Genomic DNA, 19,017 nt, shown 5'->3' with positions numbered 1-19,017 from the left:
GGAGCTCGCGGCTCCCAAGAAGGAGATCAAAGAACATGGATTTCGCGCTCACTGATCAACAGGAAGCCATTCGCGATGCCATCGCAAAAATCTGCGAAGGCTTTCCGGATGCCTATTGGCTGAAGAAGGACCACGACGGCGGCTTCCCGCACGATTTCCACAAGGCGCTGGCGGACGCCGGCTGGCTGGGCATCTGCGTGCCCGAGGAGTATGGCGGCTCGGGGCTCGGCATCACCGAAGCTGCGATCATGATGCGCACCATCGCGGAATCAGGGGCCGGCATGTCCGGCGCCTCCGCGGTGCACATCAACGTGTTCGGTCTCAATCCCGTCGTCGTGTTCGGCACCGAGGAGCAGCGCAAGCGCATGCTGCCACCGATGGTCGAGGGCCGCGAGAAGGCGTGCTTTGCCGTCACCGAGCCCAACACCGGCCTCAACACCACGCAGCTCAAGACGCGGGCGGTCGCCAAGAACGACCGTTACATCGTCAACGGCCAGAAGGTGTGGATCTCGACCGCGCAGGTCGCGCACAAGATCCTGCTGCTGGCGCGCACCACGCCGCTGGAGGAGGTGCGCTCGCCGACCCACGGCCTCAGCCTGTTCTACACCGATTTCGACCGCAATAGGATCAAGGTCCACGAGATCGAGAAGATGGGCCGCAAGATCGTCGATTCCAACGAGCTGTTCTTCGAGGATTTTGAAATTCCGATGGAGGATCGGATCGGCGAAGAAGGCAAGGGTTTTCAGTACATCCTTGAAGGCATGAACCCCGAGCGTATCCTGATCGCGGCGGAAGCGGTCGGCCTAGGCAAGCTGGCGCTGTCGCGCGCGACCGAATACGCCAAGACGCGGGTCGTGTTCAACCGTCCGATCGGCAAGAACCAGGGCATCCAGCATCCGCTTGCCGTGAATTGGGTCGAGCTGGAGGCGGCCTGGCTGATGGTGATGCAGGCGGCCTGGCAATACGACAAGGGCCTGCCCTGCGGCGCCGGCGCCAATGCTGCGAAGTATTTCGCCGGTGAAGCCGGCTACCACGCTTGCGAGCAGGCCGTAATGACCCATGGCGGTTTCGGTTATGCCAAGGAGTTCCACGTCGAGCGTTATCTGCGCGAAGTGCTGATCCCGCGCATCGCGCCGGTCAGCCCGCAGCTCGCGCTGAGCTTCATCGCGGAAAAGGTGCTGGGCCTCGCCAAGTCGTATTAGGCTTAGCCTTCAGGGGGATCGCAGTGAACCTCGCTCATCATCTGCTGCGTGCCGCCAAAGCGGACGCCTCCGCGCCGGCCCTGCTCAAGGGTCTGACGCCGGTCGCCGATTACGGCCGGCTCGCCGCGACGGTGGCATCGCTCGCGGGCGCGCTGCGGCAACGCCTCGGCCTCGCCAAGGGCGATCGCGTGGCGCTGCTGATGAAGAACGTGCCGGACTATGTCGCCTGCCTCTATGCCTGCTGGCATGCCGGGCTGGTGGCGGTGCCCATCAACGCAAAACTGCATCCGCGCGAGGTTGCGTTCATTCTCGACAATTCCGGCGCGGAACTCGTGTTCGTGACCGAGGACATGGCGAGCACTGCATCGGAGGCGCTGGCGCTCGCGACGGTCAAGCCGCTCATCGTCGAGATCGGCTCGGGCGAGCACCGCGCGCTGGAAAAGGCCGATGGCATCGCCATTGCCGATGTCGCCATCACCGATCCCGCCTGGATCTTCTATACCAGCGGCACCACCGGCCGGCCCAAGGGCGCGGTTCTGAGCCATCGCAATCTGCTGGCGATGTCGCTGAACTACCTCGCCGAGATCAATCCGATCGTCCCGGGCGAGGCGCTGCTGCATGCCGCGCCGATGTCGCATGGCTCCGGCCTTTATATGGTGCCCCATGTGCTCGGCATGGGCGCGCAGATCATTCCGGAGAGCGGCCGCTTCGAGCCGGACGAAATTCTGGACCTCACGGCGAAGCGCGAGAACATCTCCTTTTTCGCCGCGCCCACCATGGTGCGGCGCCTGACGGTCGCGGCGGAGGCGGCGGGTGCAAACGCACCGGGATTGAAGACCATCATCTATGGCGGTGGCCCCATGTATGTCGCCGATTGCAAGGCGGCGCTCGGCGTGTTCGGCCCGAAGCTGGCGCAGATCTATGGCCAGGGCGAGACGCCGATGACCATCACCTACTTGCCGAAGCGCATGCATGCGGCCGCCGGTCACCCGCGCTATGAGGAGCGCCTCGCCTCGGTCGGCATTGCTCAAGGCGTCGTGCAGGTGCGCACCGTGGACGAGACCGGACGCGATGTTGCCGCGGGCGCGATCGGCGAAATCATCGTGCGCGGCGATACCGTGATGTCCGGCTACTGGCAGAATCCGGAGGCGACCGCGAATACGCTGCGCGACGGCTGGCTCTACACCGGCGACATGGGTGCCTTCGATGCCGACGGCTTCCTCACGCTGAAGGACCGTTCCAAGGACGTCATCATCTCCGGCGGCACCAACATCTATCCGCGCGAGGTCGAGGAGGTGTTGCTGCGGCATGACGCCGTCGCCGAAGTCTCGGTGATCGGCCGGCCGCATCCGGAATGGGGCGAGGAGGTCGTGGCGGTCGTCGTTCCCGTCGCGGGCAAGGCGGTCACGCGAGACGAGCTCGATCAGGTCTGCAATGCGTGGATCGCGCGCTTCAAGCGGCCGAAGCATTATTACTTCACCGCTGAGCTTCCCAAGAACAGCTACGGCAAGATTGTGAAGACCGAGCTGCGCACGCTGCTGGCTGAGTCCTCCAAGCGCCTCACGCCGATGAGCTGAGATGGTGATCCCCGAACCTTCGGCGCCGATCGATCTCTCCGGCTTGATCCGCGAGGGCGATCTCGTCGTCTGCGGGCAGGCGACGGCGGAGCCCGTCACCCTGACGCAGGCGCTGATGCAGCAGGCCGCGCGACTTCCGGCCTTCCGCATGATGGTCGGGCCGATCTTTTCCGACACGTTCCCCGTGGCTTGCGCCCCCAACGTGGCGTTCCAGAGCTACGGCGTGATCGGCAATGCGCGGCGGCTCGCCAGGGCAGGGCGGCTCGATGTGATCCCGAGCAACTACAGCGCCTTCTGCGCCGACTTCGCCGCGCGACGCCACAGGGCTGATGTCGTTCTGGTGCAGCTTGCCGAAGCCGGTGACGGCCGCTTGAGCGCCAGCCTGTCGAACGACTATGTCATCGACGCCGCGCGCGGCGCGCGTCTCGTCATCGCCGAGATCAACCCGGATGCGCCATTCACGTTTGGAGCGGAATGGCCCGCCGAGGTGCCGATCCATCTGCGCGTGACCGCGCGCCGGCCTCCCGTTGAACTGGTCTCACCGCCGCTCGATGACGTCTCGCGTCGGATTGCCGCCCATGCCGCAAGCCTGATCGCCGACGGCAGCACGCTGCAGTTCGGTGTCGGCCGAATTCCGGACGCGATCCTGTCCTCGCTATCCCATGTGCGCAATCTCGGCATCCATTCCGGCCTGATCAACGATGCCGTCGTCGATCTGATCGAACGCGGCGCGGTGACGAATGCGGAGAAGGGGATCGATGCCGGAATTACGGTCACCAATCAGGTGATCGGGACCCGGCGGCTCTACCGCTTCGTGCACGAGAACGCGGCGGTATCGGTGCGACCGACGTCCTACACGCACGGCCAGGACGTGCTGGCGCGGATCAATCGCCTGGTCGCGATCAACTCGGCGCTGCAGGTCGGGCTCGACGGCAGCGTCAATTCCGAGACGCTGAATGGCGTTGCGATCGGCGCGATCGGCGGCCAGCTCGACTTCGTGCGCGGCGCCAACGCGTCGCCCGGCGGACGAGCGATCATCGCGCTGCCCGCCACGGCACCCGACGGGACCAGCCGGGTCGTCGCCCATGCCGAGACGGTGACGACGCCACGCGCGGATGTCGACGCCATCGTCACCGAATGGGGCATCGCGGAATTGCGCGGCTCCGGCCTTGCCGAGCGGGCACGCCGCATGATCGCGATCGCCGCGCCCGAGCACCGCGACGCTCTGTCGGCGCAGCTTCGCGCCTCCGTGCGCTAGCTCAGTTCATCATCGCGAGCGTCGGACGCTGGCTGCCGCCGGATCCGATGATCCCGGGGAGGTCCGTCGCCTCGCCGGCGATCATGTGCGACATGCCCCAGAACAGATGGGCGAGGCGGGAGAACACCAGCCGCTCGCGCTCGGCAGGAGCGGTACCATCTGGGATCGTGACCGTTTCCAGGCCGACCACCTTCTTGAAATCCGGCCAGATCGTCATCGACTGCGCGATCACGGAGTAGCAGTGCGGATCGTCCTCGCTCTCGTCGGGCGCCGGCGGCAGGCCCGGATATTGTGTCGGCGTGGCGTAGAATTTGTAGGCACCATAGCCGAGCCTGAGCAGGAATTTTTCGGGCACGGCGACGTCGGCGGCAAACGACACCAGCCGCGCTTCGCTCAGCACGTCAGGGTCGATGGCACTGAGGTCCGATGCGCGCAGCGCCGAGCAGAAGACGAGGTCGCGATTATGCTCGCGGAGCAGATTGGCCAGCGGCTGCTGCTGTTGCACGGTGTCGGTGAGCAGGATGATCGTCTTGAGCATCGTGATGGTCCCTTAGGGAAAAAGCTGGCGTGCGGTCATGACCGCATCGTCGGACGCGTGGCTTGCGAAGAAATCGTTGGCGATGCGCTGTCCCGGCGCGATCTCCAGGATGCGGTAACGTGCTAGGCTTGCGGCTTCCCGCGCGGCACCGACGTCGTCCTGCCAGGCGCAGAGCGACAGCTCGAGCCGGCCGTATCCGCCGCAATCGGCGGCATAAGCGCCCGTCACGGCCTCGACGGTCGTGGCGACCGCACCCGCGTCGCTGGCCGAGACGTCGCGCAGGATCACGGCGATGCCGCCTCTGGTCTCGGCCTTCGAGGTCATCACCATGAAGGCGTCGCGGGCGCCGGTGCGGCCGGCGCGACGGGCGGTGCGCACGATGCTCGCGAAGCCGGGATCGGGACCGAGCTCCAGCGTCGTCGTCTGCTGGTCATGCAGGATCGTCGCGCGCGAGGCGCCGAGATCGCCCTTCAGCGCGTGATAGGAGCGCGGCAGCCACACGGTATCGAGCGGCATCTGCGACGACGTCAGGCTCCAGGCCTGGTCCAGCAGATAGCCCTCCCAGATCGCGGGATAGGCGGCCGCAAGCTGCTGCCATGCGCGAAGCAGCCGTTCCGCATGCGCGGAGCGGCCGAGATAGAGCGTGTGCGCCGACATCTCCCAGCGATTCCACTTGTGCAAGGCGACGTCGCAGCCGAGGAAGGAGGGCAGCAGCGGCGTCTCGCGCAAGGTCGCAGCGGCATCGACGAACAGCAGTGGTTCGCGATATTTGTTCCACATCCGCACCATGAACTCCGCCTTCTCGAAGCAGAGCAGGCGGTCGTCGAGCTGGGTGTCGATCGGCTCGATATGACAATCGAGCTGCAGGCGTTCGAGTGAATGACGGAGGCGGAGGGACGCGGCCGCGTCGCCACCGCGCGGATGGCAGGAGACGATCCGCGGCCGGGGCGTGGAGGCGTCGGCGGCGGCGAAGAATCTCGACCAGCCGATGCCGCCCCACCACATCTCGTGCGGGCCCTCGGCGCCGCAGGGGCCGACGGTGCCGAATTCGGTCAGCTTGGACTTGAGAAAGTCGAAGCCGGGATTCTCGCTTCTGGGGATGACGACCGCGCAGGCGGGATTGAGCGAACGGTAGAACAGCTCGGCCGCCGCACCGCTCAGTGGCTCCCTCAGAATAGCGACGCCGTTGTGCCGCCCGTCCGCGACGCCATCGAGCGCCGGCGCACCGTATTGGCCGACCAGCCAGCCCAGGCGGTCGAGCTGGGTCCGGCCGAGCTTGATGCCGCCGGATTGCAGTACCTGCCCAAGATTCGCCTGCGTCGCGTTCCGCAATTTCCGTGCCCCCTCGTAAGCCCCAGGACTTCAACGGCCGGGGCGGCGCGATCAGGCGCACTATTTGGGGGCGGCTCCGAGCGGGGTGATCGCGACGGAATAGATCGCGATCTCCTGTGTCATCGGGGCGACCGGGATCAGCAGGCAACCATCTTCGGTCTCGGCGCGATAATGGCCGCCATTCCACTGCACGCCGCCGTAGATCAACCGTTCGGTCGCGATCGCGACAACATCCTGGCTCACGGCGGCGTCACGAACGTCGCCGCCCTGCTGCAGGGTCACGCCGTGAAGCAGGCCTTCGGGCGCGAATTTCGCCAGCGGCAGTGCGATCGTGGAGATCGACATGCGACGCGACAGGGGAATGCGCAGACGCAGCTCGCCCAGCCCGGTGCGATGGACGGTCGCCGCCTCCAGCGCTGCACCGCCGTCGGCGCGGAACAGTCCGACCTGAACCAGGCCGGAGGCCCGTTCCTCAAAGACGTCGGCAGGCAGGCGGTTGGCGCCGAACAGCACGTACAGATAATTGTAGGATGGTGACAGGCCGGCGAAACATCCGGCAAGCCACATGGGCGGCGCGGCCGCCGTGCAGGCTGCCGAGAGGCCGCGGGCGGTGATCTGGTTGCGCACGAACGGCGCGTCGAGCAGCGGCGCGAGCGCGTGGGTCCCGAGATTGACGTCGTGCTTCAACGGGCCGAGCAGCGCCAATTCGTCATCATCAGGCAGCAGCAGGAGCCGTGCCAGTGTCGCCGCGCACCAGCGCGCCGCGACATCGGGGGCGGCATAGGGATCGAGATCGTAATCGCGCGCGACACCGTCCGCGCCGCCAGCGAAAGCCAGCGCGCCGGCCTGGATCTCCGCGGCAAGCGCCAACTGCTCCGGGGGACGCGGATTGATCTCGCGCAGCACCGCGCCGCCGTCGTAATCGCGCACCGAACCGTCCGCGGAGCAGCAAATCTGCTCCAGCAGCGCGACGTTGCGGATCAGCATGCGCTTGACGTGAGGCGTGACGACGAGGTCGGAGATGAAGCCCGCCGCGCTGTCCTGTTCGGCAAGGTCGTCGAAGGCGTCGTCGAGCGACATCAGATATGCGCCGTGCAGGCGGATCTCGATGCCTTCGAGGTCGAAGATGCGGCGCAGCGCCTTCTGCACGCTGCCGGAATAGCCGAGATCGGCCACTACGAGATCGGTGCAGTCGTCGAAGCCGGGGATGGTCCGGCGGAGATAGGCGAGCAGCCGGACGCGCAAGCCCGTGGCGAGCGCGACGATCTCGGCGGGATCGATCAGTCCGGGAAGCGCCTCGGCGAGCTCTTCGCCGGAGGCAATCCCGTCCGGAAAGCCGCCAAAGAAAGCGGCAACTTTCGCCGGCATGATCTTCACCATGTCGCGGAAGGTCGGCGCGTCGATCTTGAGCACCTTGCCGAGCAGATCGACGAGCGGCTGCATCGTGGCGGCTGAGGCGATCAGGCTGACGCGACGGTTGATCTCGATATAGGCCGATGGGGCGCCATGCAGCTCCTGCCGGATCCGGTGCGACAGAAAACCGTCGCGGCCGAGAAAGCCGAGCACGACCTTGCGGCCGGGACCTGCCATCTCCTCGCAGCGCCGCGTCACGAAGGCGTCGAACGCGGTCATGACAGGGCCGAGCACGGTCAGCCCGAGCTGGAAAGCCTGGGACCTCTCGGCGCTGCGCGCGGCGACCATGCGCCGCAGCGTCCGCGCACCGTGATCGAGCCGCGCCGGCGCGCCGCCGCACAGCAGCTCGAACAGTGCCGTCTCGCGCTGAAATTTCGAGGCGAGCTGCGCTGATGCCTGCGGATAATAGCGGGCCTGAATGCCGTGGCGCTTCGCCCCCTTGATGTCCGCCTTCTCGTTGTCGCCGACGTGAAAGGAGGCATCGGCATCGATGCCCTGCTCGGAGAGGTAGGTGGCGAACAAGCCGTCGCTCTTGCCGCTGCCGTAGTCGCAGGACGCATAGAGGAAGTCCCAGGCGAGGCCGGGATGGCAAGCCCGCAGCAGCCGCGCCAGCCGGCCGGAATCCCAATAGGTGTCCGAGATGAATCCGACGCGGTGGCCGGCGCGTTTCATGTCCAGATATTGCCCGAGCATGTCCGGGTTGACGCGGCAAAGCTCGACCTCGGCGCCGAACTCGGCCTCGACCAGATCGTTCAGGCTGGCTTGCGAAAGGCCGAACAGCTTGAATGGAAAACAGGAATAGATCTGCTCGATGCGCACTTCGCCCGCGCCGCATTTCTCCTTCGCGATTCGACGCGCGCGCGATTCGGCCTGGATGCGATGCTGAACGAAACTCGCGGAAACATTCGGACAAGATCGTGAAATGCCGGATAGCTCGTAAGTCCTTTCAAACACGCCATCCGGCGTCGTGCATGCGCGCAGTAGAAACGTATCGAAAACATCGAACGACCAAGCAGAAACAATTTGCGCGCGACGCTCGGCGCCGACTGTTGCGATCTTCATGCTGCAATTCCCCGCCCATCAGGACGCTGAACGTGCGTCCGCGTCGAGTCAGGCGCCGCAAATGCAAAAAAATTCTCGTGCGATTCAAAATCGCGTTCGTCGCGACTGACAGATTCAAAAAAATCGGTAGGTTCGAAAAAGGTGATTCGGAAAAAATTGCCGAGTGCGGATGCTGTCTCGCGTTCATTCACACTCGGAAACAATCGCTTCTTGATGCGCCACGCGCGCGTTGCACGCGATCAGCTAGTGCCGCGTAATGTCTGCGTTTTCTTACTGCTACATCTGTTCAGGATGGATGATCTGTCATGGCGCGAGACGATGTGATGATTGCAGGATTGAAGCGCGAGAGCATCGCGCTATCGGCAATTATTGCCCGACGCCCGGCAAAAGATGCCAGGTAACATCTTGAAAAATAGCAAAAATTCTTCGCCTGGATTGTTTTGGTCCTGCGTTCAACGCCTGGAAGCCCGTGTGGCATGTGCGCCCCCGGCATTGTGGGTTGGAGGTTGCGGGATGAGTTACGCTGCTGATGTCATGACGCCCGCCGAGTCCGCGATTGCGACGACGGTGCCAGCCGAAGCGATGGTGCCGATGATGCCCTCGGTGCCGCTCGCGCCGGACAGCGCACCTGTCGCCGACGATGTCGTCTATGATGAAGACAGCGAACTGCTCGACAAACTCGCGACCGGCGACGAGGCCGCCTTCCGCATGCTGGTCGAGCGTCACATCGATCGCGCCTACGCAATCGCGCTGCGCATCGTCGGCAACGCGGCGGACGCCGAGGACGTGGTGCAGGACACCATGCTCAAGGTCTGGAGCCACCGGGGACGGTGGCAGCACGGCCGCGCCAAGTTCTCAACCTGGCTCTACCGTGTCATCTCCAATCGCTGCATCGATCTGCGCCGCAAGCCGCGCAACGAGAACGTCGAGACCGTGCCTGAGGTCGCCGACGGCCAGCCCGGCGCGGTCGAGATCATCGCGCGTAACGAGCTGAACGACATGCTGGAACTGGCGATGCAGCGCCTGCCCGAGCAGCAGCGCATCGCGGTGATCTTCTCGTACCATGAGAACATGAGCAACGGCGAGATCGCCCAGGTGATGGACACGACGGTGGCTGCCGTCGAGTCGCTGCTCAAGCGCGGACGCCAGCAGCTTCGTCAGCTCCTGCGCAAGCACGAGCGCGACATCCGCACCGCGTTTACCGACTGCTAACCATAAAAATCGCCTCGCGAAAACTTTCGCGCCTGATCTCCTTGCGCTCCGTCGTTTGAGCGAACGGACGGGGCTGCGGTCCGCGTCGTCGTAAGCCGATTTCAACGATGCGGCACGCCATGCCCATCAGCACAGGAGCTTTCAATGCCCGCAATCAACACCAATACCGCCGCCAACGCCGCGGTTCGTTACCTCAACATCAATTCGTCGCAAGAGACCTCTTCGCTCTCGAAGCTGTCGAGCGGCTCGCGCATCACGTCAGCATCCGACGACGCCGCCGGTCTTGCGATCTCGACCCGCATCTCCTCGGATGTCACCACGCTGCAGCAGGCCGCGACCAACGCCTCGCAGGCCAACGCGATCCTGCAGACCGCCGACGGCGGCGCCTCGAACATCTCCGACATCCTCGCCCGCATGAAGTCGCTGGCCTCCGAATCCGCGTCGGGCACCACGACCGACTCCAGCCGCGCCTACATCAACTCGGAATTCACGCAGTTGACGAGCGAAATCGATTCGATCGCGTCCGGCACCCGCTACTCCAGCCAGAGCCTGCTCGACGGCTCCAGCGTGTTCGCTTCCGGCGTCTCGGTGCTGGTCGGCTCATCGGGCTCGGATACCATCACCATCACGCTCACGAGCCTGACGGCCTCTTCGCTCGGCGTGTCCTCGCTCGACGTCAGCACGCTGTCGAACGCGACCTCGGCGCTGACCGCACTGGACACGGCGATCGACACGGTCTCCGCTGCCCGCGCCAGCATCGGCGCCCAGGAATCCCGCTTCAATTTCAGCGCGGACTCGATCTCGACCCAAACCCAGAACCTGCAATCGGCGAATTCGGCGATCAAGGACGTCGACATCGCGGCCGAGCAGTCCAAGCTCTCCTCCGCGGAAGTGAAGACCCAGGCCGCCGTGTCGGCACTCGCCGCGGCGAACCAGATGCCCCAGTACCTGCTCAAGCTGCTGGGCTGATGACGAGACGAGCGGGCCGGCGTGATGCCGGCCCGCTTCCTGCCAGGGACAGATACGCACAGTGGCTTCCGTCAGTTCGACCAGCAGCAGCACAAGTTCGGGTGTCTCCGTCACCACGAGCGGGACCACCAATTCGAGCAGCATCGACTGGTCGGCGCTGATCCAGGCTGCCGTCGACGCGAAGACCGCGCAGGCGGACACGATATCGACCACGATCACGAACAACGAGGCCAAGATCTCGGCCTATCAGACGCTGCAGAGCGATCTGAAGACGCTGTACTCGGGATTGGCCTCGCTTTCGACCGCGGTGGTCAACTCGTTGTCCACCAGCGCGTTTGCCACGCGCGCCGCCAGCATCAGCTCGACCGGGGATGTCAGCGCTTCCTCGGCGCTCTCCATGACGATCAAGAGCGGGGCGGCGACCGGCGACCACACGCTGACGATCAGCCAGCTCGCCACGGCCCACAAGGTGTCCGGCACGGCGCAATCGAGCCAGACCGACGAGCTCGGCTATTCCGGCACGTTTTCGATCGGCCTGGAGGGCGGTGCCACGTCTGACATCTCCGTCACCAGCACGATGCCGCTTCAGGACATCGTCGATGCCATCAACGCCCAGACCTCGACGACCAATGTCCAGGCCTCGATCGTGCAGGTGTCCAGCACCTCGTACCAGATGGTGCTGACCGGCACGGAGGATGCGGCTGATATCAGCTATTCCAGCACGTCCGGCGACGACATCATGAACGAGCTGGGCGTCACGGACAGCTCGGGGAGCTTCACCAACGTCATCCAGGAGGCGCAGTCGGCCGAATTCACGCTCGACGGCATCTCCATGACCCGCGACACCAACGACATCTCCGACGTCCTGAGCGGGGTCACTTTCAACCTGCTCCAGGCGACGCCGGACGGAACGTCGCTGAACATCAGCATCGAGACCGACACCAGCCAGATCCAGTCGGCGCTGGAGACGTTCGTCACCAACTACAACGCCTTTCGCGACGAGGTCATCGCCCAACAGGCGACGGCGACCGACGGCACGGCGGATTCGAGCGCGGTCCTGTTCGGCGACGGAACGATGCGTAACATCATGGATGCGCTCCAGAATGCGTTGAACAGCACGATCGGCGGCATGACCATGGCCGATCTCGGTTTGTCGTTCAACGAGAGCAACGAGCTGGAGCTCGACACCTCGACACTGTCGGACATCCTGAGCACTGATCTGAGCGGCGTGACCAAGCTGTTGTCGGCGCAGACCACGACGTCGTCCAGCCAGCTCAGCGTCGTCAATACCGGGACGTCGCCGCAATCCTTCACGCTGGATGTGGCAGTCGATTCCGACGGCAACCTCACCTCGGCGTCGGTCGGCGGCAATTCGACGCTGTTTACGGTCAGCGGCACCACGATCATCGGTGCCGCCGGCTCGATCTATGCAGGCATGGCCTTCACCTACAGCGGGTCGACCTCCCAATCGATCACGGTGACGTCGACCTCGGGCATTGCGACGCAGCTCTATCAGATCGCCAAGAACTACGCGTCCTCGACCGGCGTGCTGCAGACGCTCATCACCAATCTGACCACGCGCGATGACGATCTTCAGCAGAAGGTCGACGACATCAACAGTGCGGCCGCAACGCTGCAGTCGCAGCTCCAGACCCAATACGCAAAGTACCAGGCGGCGATCGAGAGCGCCAACAGCACGCTAACCTATCTCAACGCATTGCTGAACAGCTCCTCGAGCGATTGATCGTGTGAGACAGAGTGATCGATGATGCATAACCAGATGGCGTACATGGCCAACCAGGCCTATCGGGGCGCGGCAACGAGCGTGCCGCCGCTCAAGGCGATTTCGATGCTGCTGGGGGGAGCCATCACCTTTCTGCAGAAATCGCTGGCCGCGCAGGAAGCGCGCCGCTTCGAGGAGGGGCACGAGCACCTGATGAGGGCGACCGCAATCCTGCGCGGACTGAGCCACAATCTCGACTTCGCCAAGGGCGGCGCGGTGGCGGAACAGGTGTTCCAGACCTATAACGCGATGATCCTGGCAAGCCTCAAGGCGTTCGGCCGTCCGCACGCGCGCGCGAGTTTCGCACGCATCATCGCGGGGCTCTCCGAGCTTCGGGAGGCCTGGGAATTCGTCGATGCCGCCACGCGCAGCGGAGGCGGCGCGCCGGCCGACATGGCCCGCAGGGGCTGAACGGCTCCGGCCGATCCCGGTGCGCTTCGGCGATCATCCGGGCCGCCATTTGCGCCGTCGTCCGTAGTGCTGCGGGCGCTTTTGGCGCCGCAGTTCGCCGAAATCCGGTTTTCGCCGCGCCTGCAATGCTTTATGACAGGCCTGACCGAAGCAGGATCGGCAGGCGATGGACGTCACCGAGTTTGAGGAACTGATCGACCGGCTGGGCGAGGATCTTTCCCGCTGGCCCGAGGATCGGCGCGTGGCTGCGCAAGAGCTGTTGGCGCGATCGCCCGCGGCGCAGGCCCTGCTCGAAGAGGCGCGCACCTTGCGCCGCGCGCTTGCGGCGCCGACCGTCCGCGCGCCCGCAGGCCTCGCCGACCGCATCGTCGCCGCTGCTGCCAAGATGAAAGACGATGCCGCCGAGCCCCGCACGGAAGGTGAGACGGCGGGGAGCTGACGCGTCTTACTGATACCGAACACCACGCGAGGTCGTCATGCCCGGGCCTGTCCCGGGCATCCACGTTCTTCGTGCCGCGCGGCGATGCGTGGATGGCCCGGGACAAGCCCGGCCATGACGTCGTGGAGGCGTTAATGCTCGTGCTCGCGAGCAAGCAAGTTGTGGTGTGGCCTCGTCGCAGCAACGGACCAATTTGATCATCGCATTCTAGCGCGCATACGCGGCAGATTTTGCCGTATCGAAAGCCGCTTTCGCGCGGGCGAATCCGCGCCTGAATCCGCGCGCCCACCCGTTTCATCAGCACACAGATTTCAAGCGCGCCGGCCGGCATCTGGTCGCCGGCAGCGCGGAAGAGCCGGAGTTTCTGATGACCGTTTCCGCCGTGAGTTCCGCAACGACTGCGACCACCACGACATCGTCGTCGAGCGCGTCGTCCTCGTCGTCGCTGACGTCCAGCGACTTCCTCAGCCTGCTGGTCAGCGAGCTTCAGAACCAGGATCCGCTGAACGCGACCTCGACCACCGACTTCATCAATCAACTCACCTCCTACGCCAATTTCACCCAGCAGCAGTCGATCAACTCCAACATGTCGTCGCTGGCGAGTTCGTTCTCGAGCCTCGTGACGCTGAACTCGGTGAACTATATCGGCCACACCGTGGAGGCGAAGACCGATACCTCGACACTCAGCAACGGCTCGGCGAGCTTCGGCTACTCGCTGTCCTCGGCTGCATCTGATGTTTCGATCAGCATCTCGGACTCCTCAGGTAACGTCGTCTACACCGGCACGGGAACGGGCAATTCCGGCTCCAACAGCTTCACCTGGGACGGCAAGGATTCCAGCGGCAACCAGCTCTCCGACGGCGGCCAGTACACCATCTCGGTGACCGCGACCGACTCCGCAGGCAACTCGGTGCTCAACTACACGACCGTCACCGGCACGGTGACCGGCATCGACACCTCGACCTCGACGCCCTCGCTCACGGTGAACGGTGTTGCCGTCAGCGCCGCGAACATCCTCGGCGTCACGTCTTGATCCCAAGTTCCTGTCTTAACGTTCCCGATTTCCTCGGAGTTTCATCATGAGTCTCACCGGCGCATTGTCCTCGGCGATCTCGGCGCTCAGCGCCCAGAGCCAATCCCTGTCGATGATCAGCGACAACATCGCCAATTCCGACACGACCGGCTACAAGACGACGTCGGCCATGTTCGACGCGCTGGTGACGGCCTCCAGCAACACGACCTCCTACGCCTCGGGCGGCGTCACCGTTTCGGGGCGCGCCAACATCACCCAGCAAGGCCTGCTCGCGGCGACCTCCAACGCCACCGACGTCGCGATCCAGGGCTCGGGCTTCTTCGTGGTGACCGACGCCACGTCCGGCGGCACAGTCGCCTATACCCGCAACGGCGCCTTCTCAATCAACAATGCCGGCTATCTCGAGAGCAACGGCTATTACCTCGAGGGCTGGCGTACCGACGCGGACGGCAACGTCGTCGGCAGTGAATCGGCGAGCAATCTCGGGGCGATCAACACACAGGTCGCATCGACCAGCGGCAGCGCCACCACCAAGACCACGATCGCGGCGAACCTGCCGTCGGATGCCGCAACCGGCGATACCTACACCAGCTCGATGACGGTCTACGATTCGCTCGGCGCCGCGAACACGATGCAGATCACCTGGAGCAAGACCGGCACCAACACCTGGAGTGCCAGCTTTGCCAATCCGACGTCGGCCTCGGACACGACGACTGCGACAGGCACGGCCTCGGGCACCATCGACATCACCTTCAACAGCGACGGATCGCTCGCCAGCACGAGCCCGGATCCCGCGACAATTGCCGTGACGGGCTGGACCGATGGCGCCGCCGACAGCACGATCACGCTCGATCTCGGCACCGTCGGAGGCACCGACGGTCTGACCCAATACGCCTCCGGCGAGACCACACCTGACGTCAACGTCACCAGCATCGATTCCGACGGTCTGTCCTATGGCAAGCTGTCCAGCATCTCGATCGGCAAGAACGGCGTCGTCGACGCCACCTATTCCAACGGCGAGACCATCGCGATCTACAAGATCGCGGTCGCGACCTTCGCCGATCCCAACGGACTGGCCGCTTCCAGCAACGGCATTTATTCGGCGACCGTGACGTCGGGCAACGCCGCGTTACAGGCCTCCGGCGAGAACGGCGCGGGCACGGTCTACGGCAGCGAGCTGGAGTCGTCGACCACCGACACATCCAGCCAATTCTCGAGCATGATTTCCGCTCAGCAGGCTTATTCCGCAGCGTCGCAAGTGATCTCCACCGTCAACAAGATGTACGACACTCTGATCTCGGCGATGAGGTGAGCGATGCAGGGCGAAAGCGCGAGTGCTGCCGGAGAAGCGCTGCTGCGCCGGCTGCGGCGGTTGGTGGCGCGGGCCGCGACGGTCGGGAGCGGTGACCGCAAGCAGCTGCTCGCGCTCCTCGACGATTTCGAGATGGTTCGCCGCGGCCTCCTACGCGAATGCGCTGAGATCGAAGGGCAGATGAAACAGGCAACCGCCAGGACGACCGCGATCGGCGCCTATTTGCGCAGTTCACAAGCCGGCCGCGGCAAGCCGCACAATTAGAAGGCGATGACGATGACCCTAGTCCAAACCGAAAGCAAAGCCAAAAATCAGACCTACAGCCAGTCCGCGGGGATGAGCGATGCCCGGATCAAGTCGCTGATCACGCTGATCGATACGCTGACCGCGCTGGTCGCGACGGAGAATGCAGAGCTCGCCAAGGGCCTGCCCGCCTCGCGCCTGAAGCAGGTCGACGAGAAGAACCGGCTGGCAGAGATGTTCGAGCGCACGGTGGCGGAATGCGCGGCGGGCAACACGAACCTGAACGTCAGGGACCGCATCCTGCGCGAGCAGCTCCTGGAGCGGATCCTGAATCTGCGTGCGGCGATGGACGAGAATCTGCTCCGCCTGCGGGCGGCGATCGAGGCCAGCAACCGCCGGATCGAGGCGGTCATGCAGGCGATCCGCGAGCAGATCGCGGCGGTGTCGCCCTATGGCGCCTCCGGCCGGCTCGCCGCTCGCGCCGTTTCCAGCGGCACCAGCCGCAGCGCCTGACCAGCCGAGGAGGCCGCCGTGTCACTCGATATCGCGCGATCCATCGCCTTCAGCGGGCTCTCGGCCACGTCCGTGCAGATCAGCGTGACGTCGTCGAACATCTCGAACGCCGACACGACCGGCTATACCGCGAAGACCGCGAACCAGTCGAGCAGCGTGACCAATGGCGTCGGCACCGGCGTCACGGTGACGGGCATCACCTCGACCGTCGACAAGCTGCTGCTGAAATCGCTGATCGCCGCGACCTCCGAGCTCGGATCGGCGGACACCACGAATACCTACCTGACGTCGCTCGGAAAGCTCTACGGATCGACCAGCAGCACCGACTCATCGTCAACAGGGACCTCGCTCGCCAACAGCATCGCCTCGCTGGAATCGGCGCTGGCGTCGCTGGCGAGTTCGCCGGGCAGCGCCTCTCTGCAATCCAACGTGGTCAGCGCACTCGATGATGTCGCCAGTCAGTTGCGGGAGACCTCGAGCAGCATCCAGAAGCTCCGCGCCGACGCCGATCAGGACATCTCGTCCGCGATCGACGACGTCAATACCGACCTGCAGCAGATCGCGGACCTGAACGCAGAGATCAAGCAGACGGCGGCGGCGGGCCAGTCGACCGCGGACCTCGAGGACCAGCGCAACACCGCGCTGCAGGACCTCGCCTCGAAGATGAACGTCAATTACTTCACCGCGTCGAACGGCGATATCCAGATCTACACCAAGTCCGGCCAGGCGCTGGTCGACAGCTCTGCGCATGAGATCGGCTATACGGCCGCTTCCAACGTGACGGCGTCGACGACGTACACCGCCGGTTCCTCGTCGAGCGGCTTCAGTGCGATCACGGTGAACGGTGTCGACATCACCTCGCAGATATCGGGTGGAGACATTGGGGCGCTCATCACGCTGCGCGACAAGACGCTGCCGGACGCGCAGTCCCAGCTCGACCAGCTTGCCCAGCAGCTCGCTTCAGTGATGAACAGCGTCTCGAACAGCGCGTCCGCAGTGCCGGCGCCGACCAGCCTCACCGGTACGGCCAGCGTCACCAGCGGCACGGCGCTGTCCGCCTCGGGCACGGTACGCCTTGCCGTCACCGACCAGGGCGGCAATCTGGTCTCGTACGGCGATATCGACCTGTCGTCCTATTCCACGGTCGGCGACCTCGTCACCGCCATCAACGGCATTTCCGGATTGTCGGCCTCGATCGACGCGGACGGCCATCTCTCGATCGCGGCGACCGGCTCGGGCAACGGTGTCGCCGTCAACCAGATGACGAGCTCGGTCGGCAGCGCGGGGGAGGGGTTTTCGAACTATTTCGGCCTCAACGACCTCATGACGGGAACGAGCGCGGCGGATATCGCGGTCAACAGCAAGATCCTGTCCGGGGTGAACGAGATTCAGCTCGCGACGCTGGATTCCTCGTCGAGCCTGACCGTCGGCAGCAGCGTGCTGTCGTCCGGTTCGACCAGCGTGGTCAACGCCTTCTACGACGCGCTGACGGAATCCCGGACCTTCGCATCCACCGGCGGCCTTGCGGCCACCACCGGCTCCCTGGCCGATTATGCCTCGGCCATCGTGTCCGACGTCGCCAGCAAGGCGTCACGGGCGTCTGACACTTACACGGCAAAGGAAACCGCGCAGTCGACCTATGCCAACTCGTTGTCCTCGCAATCCGGCGTCAACCTGGACGAGGAATCCGCCAAGCTCAGCACGCTTCAGAACAAATACACCGCGGCGTCCGCGTTGATCCAGGCCGTCAACACCATGTATTCGGCGCTGCTGTCCGCCGTTCAATCGTAACAGCCGGGGGCACGCTCATGGTCGCGATGCGGGTCGCCACCTTCGCGCAGTCGAACAGGATGATCGCGGACGCGATGCGCGTCGAGTCGGTGATGGCCAAAAAGCAGATCCAGGAATCGACGGGGGTGATCTCGACCGATTTCGGCGGTTACGCCTCGGACGCGCAGCATGTCGTCAACCTCCAGGTCTCGGTCACGCGTGCACAGTCTTATGTCGACGCTGCGACGCTCGCCGACAGCAAGATCCAGGTGATGTATTCCGCCATCGGCTCCATGACCGACATCCTCACCCAGATCCGTTCCCAGCTCAGCGCCGCTTCGACCGGCAGCTCGACCGAGACCAATTCGGTGATCACCACCGCCCAGCAGATGCTGCAGGAGATGGGCTCGCTGATGAACACGCAATATGACGGCCAGTATGTGTTCGCCGGCGGCAAGACCGATACGGCGCCGGTCGATCTCACGAGCTTCTCGTCCGGGACCAGTTCGACGACGACGGCCGACACCAGCTACTACGAGGGCGACGACGAGATCGCTTCGGTTCGGGTTGCCTCGGATGAGACGGTGTCGTACGGCGTCACCGCCGGCAATTCGGCGTTCGAGGAGGTCATGCGGGTCCTCAAATTCGTCGCGAACAGCACCACGCTGTCGTCCTCGGACATTTCCAGCGCGCTCGATCTTGCCGGCACGGCGCTCGACGACACCGCGGCGGTGCAGGCCCGGCTCTCGAATGCGGCGTCCTCGATCGAGACAGCGAGTGCCCGCCAGGCCGACTACAAGAGCTATGCCGAAACGTTGTCGAATGACCTCACCGGTGTCGACGTCGCCGCCATCACGGCGCAGCTGTCGACCTACCAGGCACAGCTCACCGCGTCCTATTCGGCGCTGGCCAAGATCCTGAGCATCAATCTCGCGAGCTACCTTAAATAG

17 protein-coding genes are annotated in these 19,017 nt (G+C 64.6%); 14 read left to right on the top strand and 3 right to left on the bottom strand.

Annotation, left to right across the window (positions count from 1 at the left end; genetic code table 11):
* The first annotated feature begins 35 nt into the window (after positions 1-35).
* From ML401_RS29055 to ML401_RS29045, 3 genes are read left to right on the top strand one after another with little or no spacing between them, the layout of a single operon-like run.
* Entirely contained in the window at positions 36-1,202 is a 1,167-nt protein-coding gene (locus ML401_RS29055; RefSeq protein ID WP_080134126.1) for an acyl-CoA dehydrogenase family protein, read from the top strand.
* A gap of 23 nt (positions 1,203-1,225) precedes the next feature.
* Positions 1,226-2,779: an AMP-binding protein gene (locus tag ML401_RS29050; protein WP_285807738.1), complete on the top strand. Its 1,554-nt coding sequence runs from the start codon at positions 1,226-1,228 to the stop codon at positions 2,777-2,779.
* 1 nt (position 2,780) lies between these two features.
* A complete protein-coding gene (locus ML401_RS29045; RefSeq protein ID WP_285807737.1) occupies positions 2,781-4,037 on the top strand; it encodes an acetyl-CoA hydrolase/transferase family protein in 1,257 nt (418 codons plus the stop codon).
* A gap of 1 nt (position 4,038) precedes the next feature.
* Here ML401_RS29045 and ML401_RS29040 read toward each other — a convergent pair whose 3' ends face one another.
* The 3 genes from ML401_RS29040 to ML401_RS29030 are packed head-to-tail and all read right to left on the bottom strand — an operon-like array spanning position 4,039 to position 8,139.
* Entirely contained in the window at positions 4,039-4,575 is a 537-nt protein-coding gene (locus ML401_RS29040; protein ID WP_285807736.1) for a hypothetical protein, read from the bottom strand.
* A gap of 12 nt (positions 4,576-4,587) precedes the next feature.
* Positions 4,588-5,907 carry a hypothetical protein gene (locus ML401_RS29035; protein ID WP_285807735.1) on the bottom strand — a complete coding sequence of 440 codons (1,320 nt, stop codon included), beginning with the start codon at positions 5,905-5,907 and terminating at the stop codon, positions 4,588-4,590.
* Positions 5,908-5,967: 60 nt separating this feature from the next.
* The gene (locus ML401_RS29030; RefSeq protein WP_285807734.1) at positions 5,968-8,139 is read right to left on the bottom strand and encodes a hypothetical protein; all 2,172 of its coding nucleotides are present in this window, start codon (positions 8,137-8,139) and stop codon (positions 5,968-5,970) included.
* 756 nt (positions 8,140-8,895) lie between these two features.
* Between ML401_RS29030 and ML401_RS29025 the strand changes: the two genes are divergently transcribed.
* The 11 genes from ML401_RS29025 (at position 8,896) to ML401_RS28975 (ending at position 19,017) form a co-directional block, all read left to right on the top strand.
* Positions 8,896-9,594, top strand: a complete 699-nt coding sequence (locus ML401_RS29025; RefSeq protein WP_285807733.1) for an RNA polymerase sigma factor — start codon at positions 8,896-8,898, stop codon at positions 9,592-9,594.
* Between the two features lie 144 nt (positions 9,595-9,738).
* On the top strand, positions 9,739-10,563 hold the full coding sequence (locus ML401_RS29020; protein WP_194404108.1) for a flagellin: 825 nt from the start codon (positions 9,739-9,741) through the stop codon (positions 10,561-10,563).
* Between the two features lie 61 nt (positions 10,564-10,624).
* The gene (gene fliD / locus ML401_RS29015) at positions 10,625-12,307 is read left to right on the top strand and encodes a flagellar filament capping protein FliD (RefSeq protein ID WP_285807732.1); all 1,683 of its coding nucleotides are present in this window, start codon (positions 10,625-10,627) and stop codon (positions 12,305-12,307) included.
* A 21-nt stretch (positions 12,308-12,328) separates the two neighbouring features.
* On the top strand, positions 12,329-12,757 hold the full coding sequence (gene fliS / locus ML401_RS29010) for a flagellar export chaperone FliS (protein WP_285807731.1): 429 nt from the start codon (positions 12,329-12,331) through the stop codon (positions 12,755-12,757).
* Between the two features lie 166 nt (positions 12,758-12,923).
* The gene (locus tag ML401_RS29005; protein WP_259216799.1) at positions 12,924-13,196 is read left to right on the top strand and encodes a hypothetical protein; all 273 of its coding nucleotides are present in this window, start codon (positions 12,924-12,926) and stop codon (positions 13,194-13,196) included.
* Between the two features lie 367 nt (positions 13,197-13,563).
* Complete coding sequence (locus ML401_RS29000) at positions 13,564-14,229, top strand: flagellar hook assembly protein FlgD (RefSeq protein WP_259216801.1); 666 nt, start codon at positions 13,564-13,566, stop codon at positions 14,227-14,229.
* A 46-nt stretch (positions 14,230-14,275) separates the two neighbouring features.
* Entirely contained in the window at positions 14,276-15,541 is a 1,266-nt protein-coding gene (flgE, locus tag ML401_RS28995) for a flagellar hook protein FlgE (RefSeq protein WP_194404102.1), read from the top strand.
* A gap of 3 nt (positions 15,542-15,544) precedes the next feature.
* Positions 15,545-15,805 (top strand): hypothetical protein, encoded by a 261-nt coding sequence (locus ML401_RS28990; protein WP_194404101.1) that lies wholly within the window; start codon positions 15,545-15,547, stop codon positions 15,803-15,805.
* 72 nt (positions 15,806-15,877) lie between these two features.
* Positions 15,878-16,297: a flagellar protein FlgN gene (locus ML401_RS28985; protein WP_212067425.1), complete on the top strand. Its 420-nt coding sequence runs from the start codon at positions 15,878-15,880 to the stop codon at positions 16,295-16,297.
* Positions 16,298-16,315: 18 nt separating this feature from the next.
* Complete coding sequence (gene flgK, locus ML401_RS28980) at positions 16,316-18,088, top strand: flagellar hook-associated protein FlgK (RefSeq protein WP_285807730.1); 1,773 nt, start codon at positions 16,316-16,318, stop codon at positions 18,086-18,088.
* Positions 18,089-18,105: 17 nt separating this feature from the next.
* Positions 18,106-19,017: a flagellin gene (locus ML401_RS28975; protein ID WP_285807729.1), complete on the top strand. Its 912-nt coding sequence runs from the start codon at positions 18,106-18,108 to the stop codon at positions 19,015-19,017.

It is taken from the genome of Bradyrhizobium sp. 62B (genome assembly GCF_030272265.2).
Taxonomy (GTDB): Bacteria; Pseudomonadota; Alphaproteobacteria; order Rhizobiales; family Xanthobacteraceae; genus Bradyrhizobium.
The sequence above is the reverse complement of the archived record's forward strand: the minus strand, read 5'-3'. Positions and strand labels throughout refer to the sequence as shown.